Genomic DNA, 14,082 nt, shown 5'->3' with positions numbered 1-14,082 from the left:
GTACCAATTTAGGCTGGCATCTATTCTAACCAGGATCGCCGAGATCAGTAAGTTAACCAGCATGAATTGCCAGAAAGCCTGGCGAGACGCCTTTCCAGACCATTGAAAAAGCCGTCTCCAGCCGTCCAGATACTCGTACATACGTTGTCCTCCTTATCAGTTTCAGACCCCTTCATCTTCGGCTGTGATAGCTTTGAAGGCGTCCTGAATCAGGTTCGAGGACGTACTGAAGCGCGATTCGGTCCAAAATGACGCTCAATATACTGATATATAGGTTCTTATGATTTTTGTTCCATTACCCTTTGTCGTCGCTCTGCTACTGGTTATTCTGGCTATTGTATTGTTTGCACAGCAACGGCCTGTCGGTCTTGCCACGTATGTATTTATTGGGTTGTGTGCGGCCGTGCCCGTCATCGTGGGCGTCAGAGCAATGACGGACATTGCCCTATTCAGAGCCTTGCAACCGGCAATCGCATCCTGTGTTCCTGTCGCTGCCTGGTATTGCTTTGCCAGGGCTCATCGTCGCAAAGCGGCCTTTCTGGTTCATGCGTTGCTGCCCCTGTTCGTTGTCCTGGGTTCGCTAACCTATCCTTTTTGGAACCCTCCACTGGACCCATTGCTGGCATCTATCTATTTGGGGTACGGGGTTGCGTTGATCCGAGTGTCCTTCAGTGCCGACAATGTGCCCGGTCAGGTACGGCTTTCCCAGGCTGGAACAGCGATAGTGGCCGAACGCTTTGCTGGCGTGCTGTTATTGCTATCCGCAATATTCGACATTGTCATCAGCGTTGATATTGCTAAATTTCAGGGATTGCATAAGGATGCGATTCTCAGCACTGGGCACTTCATCCTACTGCCGGTGCTCTCCGGGATGGTGCTGTTAATTGGTATGAGCAGAGTACCGTCAGACCGTCGAGGCCAGGAAGTTCAGCCGGCTGCGCAAACGATGGCCAGCAATGTCGACGAAGGCTCAACTCCTGAACTCTCAGATGATGCCGCCAAAACCATCATAGAGGCCATTACTGGGTTGATGGTTAAGAAAGAGGTATTCCTGGATCCAGACCTGACACTGGACAGACTGGCTCGCAAGTCTGGAATACCCTCGCGACAGATATCGGTGGCCATTAACCGGGTGTATCACCGGAATATTTCGCAAGTTGTTAATGAATATCGGATTGAACGGGCAAAAGAGCTGCTTGCTAATACAACCCATTCGATCACCCAGGTTTATTTAGAATCTGGTTTTCAGACCAAGTCCAACTTCAACCGGGAGTTTCTTCGGGTAACTCAGCTAACGCCAAGCGCTTATCGTCGGTCACTGAAGGCGTCATGATAGGGCTGTTAAGTTAAGCAATTTTCGGCGAGTATGCCATAGTGAGTCGCCCTGGATGGTGCAAATTTACCCCTGCCTGCTTTGAACTGTGTCGGCCGATCGAAGGTATCGGTGGGCGCCTATGTTGGCTGTCGGAGATACACTTGCACGCAATTGCTGGGTAAGCCGCTAGGGATGATCGGTAACGTTAACAGAGAGAGTAATGGGCTATGGAAGCAAGACTATCAACCATTGGTCAAATTGCCATTACGGTAAGCAATGTAGAACAGGCACTGGCTTTCTACCGGGATATGCTGGGACTGGAATTTCTGTTCAGTGCGGGGCCCGATCTTGCATTTCTAAATGCGGATGGAATTCGCCTTATGCTCAGTACTCCTCAGGGAGCGGGTATCGTTGGCGGGAATTCGATTTTGTATTTCAACGTCTCAGATATACAGGCAGTACATGCTGCTGCCGTTAATCGGGGTGCCCACAGCGAGAGAGCACCGCAACTCGCTGCTAATATGCCAGACCATGAGCTATGGACGGGTTTTCTTCGGGATCCGGATGGTAATCTGGTAGGTCTGATGGAAGAGAAGCGATAACCCACTCTTTACTGTAAAGGCACGCTACGAAAGTCCCTTGCATGATTCAATTGGGAGTCATTTGCTGTCGAAAGTTGATATGAAAATGATTCAAGATTCGCTGTTAGCAGCTTCATTATCATAGGTTGCCACTCAGTGGTTCAATGGATTAGCTGGCAGTTTTTTTTGAAGGTGGCAGGATGCACTGTAAGCTTGGTAGTTTGACGGTTCTATTTAAATGTGCGGTGGTAATCGCAGTTTTTACCTCCATTGCGAGTTGTGCTCGTTATGTGAAGTACGAGTATGAGTCGCATGTGTTTCCGCTGGATGATGAAAACGAGCTAGTGGTCTCTACTTTCCCATCCTGGTTTCCAGCGACAAAAAATCATATCCCTTTTTTGTACAAGAACTCTCACGCTCCCCAGTCTGTCAATTTTGAATTTTTTGTGCGTGCCAAGGGTACCACTGCTGGACGTAACCCAAATATTGAATCAATCCTCGTGAGAAATTTCTCCTATGAATTCCCGGGGCAGATAGCGGTGGTGTTGCTTAGTGACTATTCAGCTGGCTTCTGGCAGCAGGGTCAGCAACATTTTGACTCTGAAAACCTGGAGCCTGTCCCCTGTGTTGATGGCTGGTACGTTAGCGTAAAGTTCGATCTAGTCCTGAATGGAGTGGTCCATAGAGGCGAGAAGGATTTGTACGCGCAGGAGGTATCGACGGTGTACCCGCTGCTGCTCGATGCGCTTAGGTAGCCAAAGAGGGCGGCTGTAAGAATTAGGCAGAAAGCCCCCGGGGCAACAACCCCGGGGGCCTGTTACTCGAACCAGGGTTCGAGTCAGTCAGCGGCAGTCTGGTTCTGAGCCAGCATCATGAGAATTTCCCGCAAATCATTGCGAATCGTCTCATGCTGCCGGGTCAGAGCGTTCAACTTGTCGTGTACCTGATCGAACTCGGCTTCACGGCGCTCTGCCATAACCATCGTTTTAATCTCTTTAACCAGAGACAGGATGGCGCCTTGAGTGTCAGTTTGTTGTGTCATGATTTCCTCCTTTGGTTGTCAAGTTACTGCGTTTGTCCACACCCGGGTTTTTAACTCAGGCATTTGGACGCTTGGATGCTTTGCGGTTGGAATCGGTTACCTCGCCGGTGCCGTCTGGTCTCATCTTGTTATTGATGCTGGTACTGCTCGAGTTGGCCGCATTGCTCGATGCGCTGGCGCCGTCCGGCGCGACTACGGCCACCCCGACCGGCCCGGCTGCGGCGGCACCATATGGGCCAACGGCGACAGCGACCGTGTCTGATGCGGCAGCGGCGTAGTCGGAGCAAACACTGACTGAGACCACGCTGGTTTCGGCGACGCCATCGCCGACCGCTGAGCTCGCCGCGCTAGCCGAAGCCGGGCCGTCACCCTGTTCGGCTTCGGCGGCTACGGCCGAGGTCGCCACGGCGTGAGGGCCGTGGTCGACCACCGGCTTTTCCTTGTATTTCTCTTGCTGAGCTCCCGCTTCCCGGTCGGCCGTGGTCTTGGCACTATTGGTTTTATTGTCAGTGTTGGTGTTGGTGTCGGTATCGGTATCGGTATCGGTGTTACTGTTTGCATGGGTCTTTAGCGTGCTCATGGGTCACCCCTTTCGCTGCGGGTTAGAGTGAAACCAGCTGCACGATATGCAGCAACATGGTTACACCCGTCACAATGACCAGGATCCCCGACAGGTCGACGAAGAACCCGGTCTTGATCATCTGCCAGACCGGTACCTGGCCAGAGCCGAAAACGATGGCGTTGGCCGAGGTCGATATCGGCAGCATAAAGCCGTAAATGGCGGAAAACGTGGCGATCAGCGCTACGACCAGCGGGTCACCACCGCCGGCTTCGGCGACTGGTGGAATGGTCGGAACAAGAACAGTGATGCTCACCAGGTTGGTGCTGATCTCGGAGAACAGAATGGCCGTGCCCGAGGCGAGAAAGCTGACAATCAGCGGGCCAACATTACCGATGCGGTCGGCCAAGCCGGCGCCGAAAACCTGAGCCAGGCCGGTCAGTGTCATCAGGTTGCCCAGCGCCAGGGCGCAACCGACAAGCAATACGGGCCCCCAATCCATCTGCCGGACATCACGCCAGCGCAGCGTGAAGCCCTCTGTGCGATTAACTGGCATCAGAAACAGGCTGCAGGCGACCAAAATGGCGACTACGGGTGGTGGCAGCCGTTGCACCAGAAACAGGTGTGGTGCCGAGCCATGACCGAACGTCAGCGCCATCAGCGCAGGGAGCAGCCATAGAAAGACCGCCAGACCGAAGGCGATGGCCGTGTTCTTTTCGCCGCGGCTCATTCTGCCCAGCTGGCGGCGGTGCTCGGCCAGATGCTGTTGGGCATTGGGTAGCGTGCGCACTTCCGGACGATTGACCAGGATGACGATGGTGACCAACAGCAGAAACAGCACTGCAACGATGGGGACTGCCAGCGCCATCCAGCTGCCTACTGAAATCAACACGTCGAACTCGGCTTGAATAAACTCACGCCCTACCATATTGGTGGCATCTCCAAAGGGCGTCAGTAGCGCGCCGACGGTAGCGCCGTAGGCGGTAATCAGCATCAGTGCCGTGGCGAAACGCAGGGGTTGGTGGTCGGAAAGGTCCGGGCGTTTTTCATGAATGTCTGGCGCGAGTGCCTGCACCAGGCCAATGGCAATTGGTACCAGCATTGAAGCCACTGCGCCATTATCGATGACACCAGACAACAGGGCCGCAAGCAGACCGAAGGCAAAGATGATGCGCGTGGTTGAATGGCCAATACCCGGTAGTGACAGCACGCCCAGGGCAACCCGTTGCCCCAAACCGTATTTCACCATAGAGAGTGTAATCATAAAGCCGCCTATCAATAGAAACAGGGTTGGCGACGAGAACGCACCAAAGACGGTGCGGGCAGGCGCGACATTGAGCACGACGGTTAGCGTCAGGCCGAGGATGGAGGTTACCGGAATGGGAATGGGCTGGGTGATCCAATAGGTAACGGTCATAAAAATCACCGCCAGCAGCGCCTGCTGCTCCCAGGTCAGGCTCAGGGGAGTCATCAGGATGGCCAGCATCAGTGTTGGTCCGAGTAACAGGCCTATAACTTTGGTTCGGGTGAAAGGCGGCTTGTTGGACGGTGGCGTTTTGGTTTTTGGAAGAGCCATATCGGCCTCCTTCGCTGCTCATGAGCCTCAACGCTAGGCCAGGGCAATGCAGACGACCATGGGTTGAACGGCCAGACTTTCGGACAAGTCTGCTGTCATGGGCTCTGGAGCGGTGATGTACTCAATAAGAGTCAGGGTTCGAGCAGGCCGTTCTGAATGGCGCGATACACTGCAGCGGGTGCGTTAGGCACGCCCAGTTTGGCGAAGAGATTCTGGCGGTGGTTTTTGACCGTGGATGAGCTGATGTGCAGCAAACGTCCGGTTTCGCTGTTGGACAACCCCTGAGCGATCAGATAGAGCACTTCCAGTTCCACGTCTGAAAAACGCGGCAATTGATGGGCTTGCTGTTCTTGATGGTGATGGCTTTGGTATTGCATAAACGCTTGTAGCGACGATTGCGCATCGGGAGAGAGTGCTACGTCGCCAGCGGCGGCAATTTCAATCGCTTCAACGATGCGATCCAGAGGAGTCTGGCGGGTAATGTATCCGGCGGCACCGACTGTCATTGCACGGTAGATAACCTCACCCCTGGGATGGATAGCGACCAAAATCACCCGGATGGCCAGGCCGCGAACTTTAATGGCGTCTAACGTTTGCCAGCATTTTTCATTGTCTTGTTGTTCGATTAACGCAATATCCGGCTTGAGGCGTTGAAGCTGTCGCAGTGGTTGACGGCCAGCGTCATTCTCACCCACCAGTAACAACCCCGGGGCGTCGGTAATAAGACAGCGTAATCCATACCGCAATAACGGGTAGCTGTGTGAAATGAAGACTCGAATATCCACTGAGTTAGACCTGTGTCTAGCCCGAACTCTGGATATTACCTAATGCCGGGTTTAAATAAGGCGGACCGGCGGGTATGAACCGCAATTGAGATGGGAGGCGTGGCAGAGTGATTCACAGGGGCCTTTTGCATCGTAGCCTATCCTTGTCAGTGTTAATGAGAGTCCCGTGGACTTCAAAAAAAGGTACGACTGACCAAGATTGACTAGCGGTTAGGGCACCCTTCAATGGTGCGCCCAGACTTCATAGGGTCCGCCGTACTGCTCTTGCAGTAATCTCCCATTCTTAGTGGGAGTCAATAGTAGAGCTCAGGCCACAAGGGCCAACTTCAATTATGCGATGTAGTGCCGCACAGCGTCATATTCGGACTGTCTTTGCTATTAGTCCAGAGGTGATGGGTTGCAAAGCCCTGAATTTGGGCAATGCTGTTGAAAGAGCCTAGATGAACATGCACAACAAGAGCCAATCTGCTGTTTAGAGCACATGACAACCCATGCTTATTGGCTATCGATGGGTGATTTTATATAGCTAAAAATGTTGTTCGTAAGGTGGATGTTCCGGTGTGTCTGATGCCCGTTATTTGATTCTCGATTTCCCCCAAATAAATAGACCTGATCTGGCGCAGCGATTAGCTGCCGAGTGAAAAACAACAGGGTATATTTGGTTGGCCCAATGCCCAGGTGGTGTCTTGGATGGGTTGTCTGGGTGTTTTTTGAATGAATAGCGGTTTGGATTATGCTGACTATAATTCGTTAAAGTTCACCTGCTAAGCAGCCGTTACAATGCGAGAGAAATCGCTCACTTATATGATGGTATCTTTATGTTCTTTAACCGAAACTCAAAAGCCGAAATCGCCAGGCTAAAAAGTAAGCTGTACAAGTTGAATCAGGTTAGAAAAAGCCTGGATGCAGAAATGCTGGTTCTTATATTAGACGGCTCTGGCATCATTACGGCGCAAAACAAGAATACGGCCGATGAGCTAGGGTATTCCGATGAGAAAATAAAGGGTAGGCAACTCCTGGAATGCGTACCTGAGAATGCGAGAGATACCCCGCATTTTGCCAGCCTAAAGTCCGCATTGAAAAACAGAGAGCACTGGGTTGGTGCCATACAGTTTTTGAATTCAGATGGTAAGCAGGAGTGGCTGAGGTCAGTGTTGCAGCCGGTCGTTGATGAGGAAGATAACCTCGAAGAGTTTACGCTACACAGTACCGTGCTCACCCGTACCATTGATACGTCAAGAGCCTATCAGGATCTGGTTGAGGCACTGGATCGCTCAACGGCTTTGATCGAGTTTGATACACATGGTCATGTGATGCATGCGAATGACCTTTTTCTGGGTGCTATGGGTTATACCATGGATGAGATCAAAGGGAAGCACCATCGAATTTTTTGTGATCCGGAAGAAGTGGCCTCCAGTTCCTATACACGGTTTTGGGAAAGGCTTGCCAACGGCGAAAGTGTTTCAGACCGATTCAGGCGGATCAGCAAGAATGGTAACGATGTCTGGCTAGAGGCTTCTTACAATCCTATTTTTAGCCAGGATGATGTGCTGTATAAGGTTGTTAAGTTTGCCACCGTCATTACAACAGAGGTTGAAAGAGAAAAGGCCGTAGCCTCTGCGGCAGATATTGCCTACAGCACCTCAACAGAAACCGATGCCATGGCCGATGAGGGCGCTCAGGTTATTGAAAAGACCCTGAATGTCATTCGCGAATTGTCCACTCAAATGGATCTGGCGGGAGAAGAAATATCGGCCCTGGACGAACAATCGCAACTGATTGCCAGTATCGTACAGAGCATAAGCAGCATTGCCGATCAGACCAACCTGCTGGCACTTAATGCCGCCATTGAAGCAGCCCGGGCCGGGGAACAGGGACGAGGTTTTGCGGTAGTGGCCGATGAGGTACGCCAATTGGCTTCAAGAACCAGTAACGCCACCGAGGAAATTGCGGAAGTAGTGCAGAGAAATCAGAACCTGACACAGTCTTCGGTTAACGCGATCAAACAGAGTAAAGAAAAAGCACAGCAAAGTTTGGAGCTGTCTAGCGAGTCTGGCCGCGTCATGAAAGAAATTAAGAAAGGCGCTCAGCAAGTTGTGAGCATTGTCAGCCAGTTCGCCAATCAGCTGAAGTAGCCCTGGCGGTCGAGAAGCCCACTCTAGACGGCTATCAGGCTTTCACTGTGATAGCTTGTATTTATATTGTCAGCGTGGGCGCCAAAGTCAGTACTATCTGTTTTCTATAGAGTTTGCTGGGTCCTATTCGATTCACCCAGTTCTTATTCGCTTTGTGATTCGTCGATGACAGCGTCTTTGCCGCTTACTTTTACCTGGTACAGAAGACTGTCTGCCCGGTTTAGCACGTCTTCCCCTGTTGTGTCGTTGTCGCCACTGGTTGCCAGGCCGGCACTTAGGGTCAACGTTTTCAATGGGCTGGCGGGGTTGCCGATGTCCAGTCGGCGCACTGCAGTAATGGCTCTGTCGGCAATCGGGCGCGCCTCTTTCTGACGCGTATTGGGCAAAAGAATGGCCAGCTCTTCACCGCCGTACCGGTAAACCTGATCCCCGGGTCTCAGGGTTTGGGTGATAACTTCAACCACCTGCTGCAGGGCTTCGTCACCGCGAGTATGACCAAATTGGTCATTGTAAGCTTTGAAGTAGTCCAGATCGCACATCAGCAACGAAAAGCTGTCGCCGCCTTTCTTGAATCGTTTGAAATGGCGCTGGAGGTCCTGGTCGAAGGCTCGTCGGTTCTGTGCGCCGGTCAGTGCATCTTCCAACGCTTTTTCCATCCAGGATACCTGGGATTTCAAAGAACGATTGGTTCGTCGTCTCTGGAGTTCATAAAACACCAGAAACAAAACACCCATGGAGTAGGCAATGCCGGTAACGGTTAAAAACCAGCGTTGGCTGCGATCGAGGCGTTCGGCCATGTGCAGGGCACGTGTCTGACGCAGTTCCCACTGATGTTGTTCAATGGACGTTGCGCACTGAATGACGGGGTTGACGGTGCGCACGACGGACGCCAGGTCGGTCGTGGTGGGGCTCGTTAGGCGATCTAACAGTTGACCGAGTTGGTTCAAGCTCGGTTCAGTGCAGTCATAACGCTCCAGATAGAGCCCAACATTAAGGAAGCTGTAGGCCAGTTCAAATTGAAAATAGCCGTCTTCGAACTGCTCCTTATCCAGCGGTTCAGAGGCCAGTATCGTGAGCCCGTTTTGCAAATACTCACGTGAACGGGTGATGATCTGGCGGCCTACCTGTGGGTCGCCCACAGGGCCGAAATGGCGTTGCAGGTCGGGGTAAAACCAGCGTACTTCGTACACCACCCAGGCAGCAACAACACCGAAGCTCAACGTGGCTAACCACAGCCACCAGGATAACCGATTCTGCAGCAGGTTCACTCTACCGCCCTGATCTGTTGAATCATCCATACCCATTCGGTGAAGTCCCGCAGTATGTTCGGATCGCGATTGCGCAGGTCTTCCTCTACCAACCTGACCGGGCCATGTGTTCGTAACGTCAGCGGCCGGTCGTTCTCATGGGTCATGAGAATCCAGTTTTGGTCTTGCCAGTTGGAGATGACGACGGTGTAACCATCGTGAGCCTGAAGTTCGATACTGCTGGGGGTGCCCTCGAAATGCTGCGAGACAAAGTCTGCCAAGCGAATGCCCTGGATTGAGATCTGATCCCGACGGAAAGGTTCATAAATAACAATGGAGACGTTTGCCTGGGTGTGTAGCTCCTCCAGGTTCATCACGCGGTTTTCAGTGCCTTGAATCAGCGTGATGCCATCGCGATGGTTCGTCGACCACGCCAGCATGGGTAGGAATAACGAAAGCGAAATAAGTGCCCGGTATAGCGTTTTCACGGAAAGCCCTCTTGTCCGTTGAGACCTGGAAACGCGATGTTAGTGCGTCAGGTTGTGCCAGTAGCCCTTCCACACGCGACCGAATGTACAGCCTAGCCTTCAGGTTGGCTATTGAACGGTAGTCGCATGCGTCTACCTGACCTCGGGGTTGAAGGGAGTGAAAAAGGGCACCGCGTTCTTGAGTATCAGGGCCCGAAGACCGGTATCGGTCAAAAAACGTCCGATAGTGTACATGGACTGTATTGACCGAACCAACAAGAAGTTGCAGAGCCTGTTTATTCCCCAGGGTGCGCCGCTGAACCGGCTGGGATGCGGCTGGGTTCAAATATTTCGATCCAAAAGCCATCCGGGTCTTAGATAAAAGCGAAGTCGTTCATTTTTCCCTCTTGAGGGCGCTTCACAAAGGGGTCGCCCAAGCCTGCAAAGCGGGTGCAGGCATCGTTTAGGTTGAGCACGGCAAAGCCGATGTGCCCACAGCCAGGCTGTACTTTTAAAATGAAAAGTGTACACTTTTCAAAATTCTCCCGGAGTTCCCCTTGCCAGATTCGACCGACAAGTCAGACGGCTGCTGCAGCCGCGGCGGTGCCCGGCCCGGTTGTGGCCGTAAACCCGGCATCAAAACACGCCCGGTTCGCCTGCCGGTTTGGTTGCTCGACGCTCTCGAGCAGCAGTGCGATGTTCGCCACGCCATTATCCGTGCCTGTCAAAACGAGTACGGCATTGAGCCGCCCGCCAATGCCTCCGAACTTCATGCCTGCAGCACGCCTGAGAAAGCCGATGACTAAACGCCAGTTCCTTCTTCACTATTTCTTGCTGAATAAGTGGTCGTACCTGATTGCTGTGGTTTGTATTTTCGTGGTCAATTGGTTGCAGGTCGAGATCCCGCGCTACATTCAGCAGGCCATCGACCTGCTGGGCAAAGCCGACCAGGCGGCCCGCAGCAATTTGAACGAATACGTTCTTTGGGTGGTTGCGTTTTCGCTGATCATGGTCGGTGTGCGCATCCTGTCGCGGATGTATTCACTGAACCCGGGGCGGATTACAGAAGCGACGCTAAAGAACGACCTGTTTTTTCGACTGAACCGATTACCTAACGCCTATCATCAGCAGTTTCAGTCCGGCAAGCTGATTTCGATCATCAACAATGACATGAACGGCATTCGGCTGTTCTATGGCATTGGTTTCCTGCAGACCGTGAATGTGATCTTCGCGCTGACATTGACCCCGATCTGGATGTGGCGCATTTCGCCCTCGCTGATGCTGTATTCGGTCATTCCAGTGGCGCTGGCGTTTATTGCCTTTAACCAGGGCTTTATGCGAATGCGCAAGTACCAGGCCGAGCGCATGCAGCGGTTGCAACGGCTATCCGAACAATTGATGAACTACCTCTCGGGCATCGACCTGATCAAGAACCAGCAGATGGGTCCCTGGGTGCTGGCCGAAATCGAGCAGGTGAACAGCCGTTTGCTGGATACCATTATGCGAGTGACCCGGATACAGACATTCATTCTGCCGTTGCTGGATTACGCCAACGACTTGATGAAGGTCGTCATTCTCGGGTTCGGGGGTTACATGGTTCTGCAACAGGGGCTGACGCTGGGGGAAATGACCGCCTTCCTGTCGTACTCCGCGCTGTTGGCGTTGCCACTGGCGCAACTGGGCCGGATTGCTGTGGTCTATCAGATGGGGATGGTCAGCATCGAAAGTGTTCAGTCTATTTTGAATGCCGAGATACCCGAGACGGATCGTACGCCACCTCAGCCAGCGGCGTCGGCCGGGCGGACACTCAGTGTCCGCCATCTGAACTTCGCCTACCCGGGGCAGGATACCCTGGCGCTGAAAGACATCAGCTTCGATATCGGGCCCGGTAAAAAGGTGGGTGTGCTGGGCAGCATCGGCTCCGGGAAAACGACGCTGGTCAATTGCATCAACCATCACCTTGATGTACCTGAAGGGCACATTTTCTGGGGCGATGAAGACATTGCCCGACTGCCACGACGACAGTGGCGCAGCGCCGTGCGAACCATCACCCAGGAGCCTTATCTGTTCTCCGATACGGTGGAAGCCAATGTCCGTTTCGGAACCGATGGGCAGCCGGTCGACAAACATCAGATCGACGAGGTACTGGCGCTGAGCCAGTTGAGCGACGACATCTCGCGCTTTCAGGACGGCGACCAGACCCTGGTGGGCGAGAGAGGCATTATGCTTTCCGGCGGCCAGAAGCAGCGCCTGAGTATCGCGCGGGCACTGCTCAGTCCGGCCGACCTGATCATCATGGACAATGTACTTTCTGCCGTGGATTACGAGACAGAACGAAAAATCCTCGGCGGTCTGTTCAGTCGCATCGGGCAGCAGTCGGTGCTGGTGGTCTCGCATCGCATCAGTGCTCTGGAAAATCTGGACAAAATTCTGGTGCTTCATAACGGGGAGATCATTGCCCGGGGCACTCATGAGCAATTGCTCGACAGCAGCGACTACTACCGGGAAACCTGGGAACTGCAGCAGCACGATGTGGAGGAAAGCGCATGATCAAGGGACTCGACATCAGCTACATTCGCCGCTTTGTGCAATTTGCGAAGCCTTACAAAACCTGGGGGCTGATCGGCGTCGCGATGTTGCCATTGTCCATCGCGAGCAACCTGCTGTTTCCTTGGCTGACCATCAAGATTATTGACGACTATCTGTCCGTTGGCGAATACGAAGGCTTGCCCCTGCTGATTGGGCTGATGGTTGCTGTGGTCGTCGTCAACTACATCGCCGATTCATGCTACTCGTTCTTCCTGCGCAAAACCGGGCAGTTCACGCTCTTTGATATCCGCATGTTGCTGTTCCGGCGCATTCTGAAACTGCCTCGAACCTATTTCGACCGGACACCAACCGGCGTCACCCTGTCGCGTCTGACCGGTGATCTGGAAGCTATTTCCGATTCCTTCGTCATGGGTGTTCTGTCGATGGTGCGGGACCTGATCAACACCATCGCGTTGATCATCCTGATGCTGGTCATCGACTGGAAGCTGACGCTGATTGTGCTGACCGTCTTTCCACCGGTGCTCTACATCACCAAACTGATTCGCGACAAACTGCGCAGCATGTATCAGATAACCCGCAGCGCTTTGGCCAAGGGCACCGGTTTTTTGCAGGAGTGTCTGCTCGGCGTCAAGACCGTGCAGTTGTACGGAGCCGAAGAGGAAGTTGAACGACGCTATGCCGACTATACACAGTCGTTTTTGCAGGCCCAGTTGAAGTCGAACAAATACGATGCCGTGTTGTTTTCGGTAATTACCGGTGTGACCACCATCACCATAGGTCTGATCATCTGGTACGGCTCCGGCAAGGTGGTGCAGGAAGCGGTGACGCTCGGTGTGCTGATCGCTTTCATTAACAACATGGAAAAAGTTTTCGTGCCGCTGCGTGATTTCACCGGTCAGATCGCCGCCATTCAGCGGTCGTTCGCCGCGTTCGATCACATCGACGAACTCTTTCAGGAACCGCTTGAAGAAGATGGCCGGAACCTTATCAGTAAAGACACGCTGGGGGACCAGCTGCAGACCTTCGAGTCGCTGGAGTTCCGGGATGTGTCCTTCCGTTACGCCAACGATGCGCCCTGGGTTTTAAGAAACGTCTCCTTTCGGCTGGAGAAGGGTCATCAGCTGGCGTTGGTGGGTACGACCGGGTCCGGTAAGTCGACGATTCTGCGGTTGATCTCAAAAGTCTACCAGGATTACGAAGGCAGCATTCTGCTCAACGGCATCGAACTGTCGTCCCTGTCGATCGAAGACGCCATGCCTCTGTTTTCTCTGATGCAGCAGGATGTGTACCTGTTCGACGAAAGCATCGCCTTCAACATTGGCCTCGGTAAACCCTCGGTAGATCGTGAACAGATACACGAAGCCGCACGCTATGTGTATGCCGATGGCTTTATAAAAACACTGCCCGGCGGGTATGACATGGAGCTGGACGGCAATGGCGGCAACCTCAGTGCCGGTCAGACACAATTGATTTCCTTTGCCCGGGCTGTCGCCCAGGGCGGCCAGGTGATTATGCTTGACGAAGCGACCAGCTCCGTCGATTCGGTGACCGAAAACCTGATTCAACGGGCGATCAGCCGACTGTTTAAAGAACGGACCGTGATCGCCATTGCACACCGGCTGAGTACGATCCGGCACAGCGATACCATTCTCGTGCTCGACCAGGGGCGTGTTGTCGAGCAGGGTAACCATGAGCAGTTGCTGGCGAAAAACGCCGTTTACGCCGGGTTGTTGCAACAAGCCGACGATCCGGGTGACGCCGGTGAGGAACTGGTGTTGTCGTGATCCGTATACACACTGACGTCACTTAGGCAGCAATTGTACGC

At 53.3% G+C, this 14,082-nt stretch carries 13 protein-coding genes; 7 read left to right on the top strand and 6 right to left on the bottom strand.

Going from position 1 to position 14,082, the window contains the following annotated elements; all coding sequences use genetic code 11:
• The first annotated feature begins 340 nt into the window (after positions 1-340).
• The 3 genes from ABJT94_RS01260 (at position 341) to ABJT94_RS01250 (ending at position 2,651) form a co-directional block, all read left to right on the top strand.
• A complete protein-coding gene (locus ABJT94_RS01260) occupies positions 341-1,333 on the top strand; it encodes an AraC family transcriptional regulator (RefSeq protein ID WP_348473866.1) in 993 nt (330 codons plus the stop codon).
• A 209-nt stretch (positions 1,334-1,542) separates the two neighbouring features.
• Positions 1,543-1,917 carry a VOC family protein gene (locus ABJT94_RS01255; protein WP_348473864.1) on the top strand — a complete coding sequence of 125 codons (375 nt, stop codon included), beginning with the start codon at positions 1,543-1,545 and terminating at the stop codon, positions 1,915-1,917.
• A 293-nt stretch (positions 1,918-2,210) separates the two neighbouring features.
• Complete coding sequence (locus tag ABJT94_RS01250; protein WP_348473862.1) at positions 2,211-2,651, top strand: hypothetical protein; 441 nt, start codon at positions 2,211-2,213, stop codon at positions 2,649-2,651.
• Positions 2,652-2,734: 83 nt separating this feature from the next.
• Here the strand turns inward: ABJT94_RS01250 and ABJT94_RS01245 are convergent, their stop codons facing one another.
• The 4 genes from ABJT94_RS01245 to ABJT94_RS01230 all read right to left on the bottom strand — a co-directional run bounded on the left by ABJT94_RS01245 (position 2,735) and on the right by ABJT94_RS01230 (position 5,858).
• The gene (locus tag ABJT94_RS01245) at positions 2,735-2,938 is read right to left on the bottom strand and encodes a hypothetical protein (RefSeq protein WP_127558221.1); all 204 of its coding nucleotides are present in this window, start codon (positions 2,936-2,938) and stop codon (positions 2,735-2,737) included.
• A 55-nt stretch (positions 2,939-2,993) separates the two neighbouring features.
• On the bottom strand, positions 2,994-3,518 hold the full coding sequence (locus ABJT94_RS01240; RefSeq protein WP_348473861.1) for a hypothetical protein: 525 nt from the start codon (positions 3,516-3,518) through the stop codon (positions 2,994-2,996).
• Positions 3,519-3,540: 22 nt separating this feature from the next.
• The gene (locus tag ABJT94_RS01235; protein WP_348473859.1) at positions 3,541-5,073 is read right to left on the bottom strand and encodes a DASS family sodium-coupled anion symporter; all 1,533 of its coding nucleotides are present in this window, start codon (positions 5,071-5,073) and stop codon (positions 3,541-3,543) included.
• A gap of 131 nt (positions 5,074-5,204) precedes the next feature.
• Positions 5,205-5,858, bottom strand: coding sequence for a response regulator transcription factor (locus ABJT94_RS01230; protein WP_348473857.1), 654 nt, complete (start codon positions 5,856-5,858; stop codon positions 5,205-5,207).
• A gap of 818 nt (positions 5,859-6,676) precedes the next feature.
• Between ABJT94_RS01230 and ABJT94_RS01225 the strand changes: the two genes are divergently transcribed.
• Positions 6,677-7,993 (top strand): methyl-accepting chemotaxis protein, encoded by a 1,317-nt coding sequence (locus tag ABJT94_RS01225; protein WP_348473855.1) that lies wholly within the window; start codon positions 6,677-6,679, stop codon positions 7,991-7,993.
• Between the two features lie 143 nt (positions 7,994-8,136).
• On the opposite strand, the gene ABJT94_RS01220 is transcribed toward ABJT94_RS01225, so the two are convergent.
• Positions 8,137-9,291 (bottom strand): GGDEF domain-containing protein, encoded by a 1,155-nt coding sequence (locus tag ABJT94_RS01220; RefSeq protein ID WP_348473854.1) that lies wholly within the window; start codon positions 9,289-9,291, stop codon positions 8,137-8,139.
• Positions 9,258-9,728: a hypothetical protein gene (locus ABJT94_RS01215; RefSeq protein ID WP_348473852.1), complete on the bottom strand. Its 471-nt coding sequence runs from the start codon at positions 9,726-9,728 to the stop codon at positions 9,258-9,260. The genes ABJT94_RS01220 and ABJT94_RS01215 overlap by 34 nt, the downstream gene beginning before the upstream one ends.
• 536 nt (positions 9,729-10,264) lie before the next feature.
• On the opposite strand from ABJT94_RS01215, the gene ABJT94_RS01210 reads away from it, so the two are divergent.
• The 3 genes from ABJT94_RS01210 to ABJT94_RS01200 are packed head-to-tail and all read left to right on the top strand — an operon-like array spanning position 10,265 to position 14,041.
• The gene (locus tag ABJT94_RS01210) at positions 10,265-10,513 is read left to right on the top strand and encodes a hypothetical protein (protein ID WP_348473851.1); all 249 of its coding nucleotides are present in this window, start codon (positions 10,265-10,267) and stop codon (positions 10,511-10,513) included.
• Positions 10,506-12,257, top strand: coding sequence for an ABC transporter ATP-binding protein (locus ABJT94_RS01205; protein WP_348473849.1), 1,752 nt, complete (start codon positions 10,506-10,508; stop codon positions 12,255-12,257). The genes ABJT94_RS01210 and ABJT94_RS01205 overlap by 8 nt, the downstream gene beginning before the upstream one ends.
• Positions 12,254-14,041, top strand: a complete 1,788-nt coding sequence (locus ABJT94_RS01200; RefSeq protein WP_348473848.1) for an ABC transporter ATP-binding protein — start codon at positions 12,254-12,256, stop codon at positions 14,039-14,041. The genes ABJT94_RS01205 and ABJT94_RS01200 overlap by 4 nt, the downstream gene beginning before the upstream one ends.
• Positions 14,042-14,082 lie beyond the last annotated feature (41 nt).

The organism is Saccharospirillum sp., assembly GCF_039982735.1.
Lineage (GTDB): Bacteria > Pseudomonadota > Gammaproteobacteria > Pseudomonadales > Natronospirillaceae > Saccharospirillum.
Note: the sequence above shows the minus strand (reverse complement) of the source record. Positions and strands in the feature narration are given on the sequence as shown.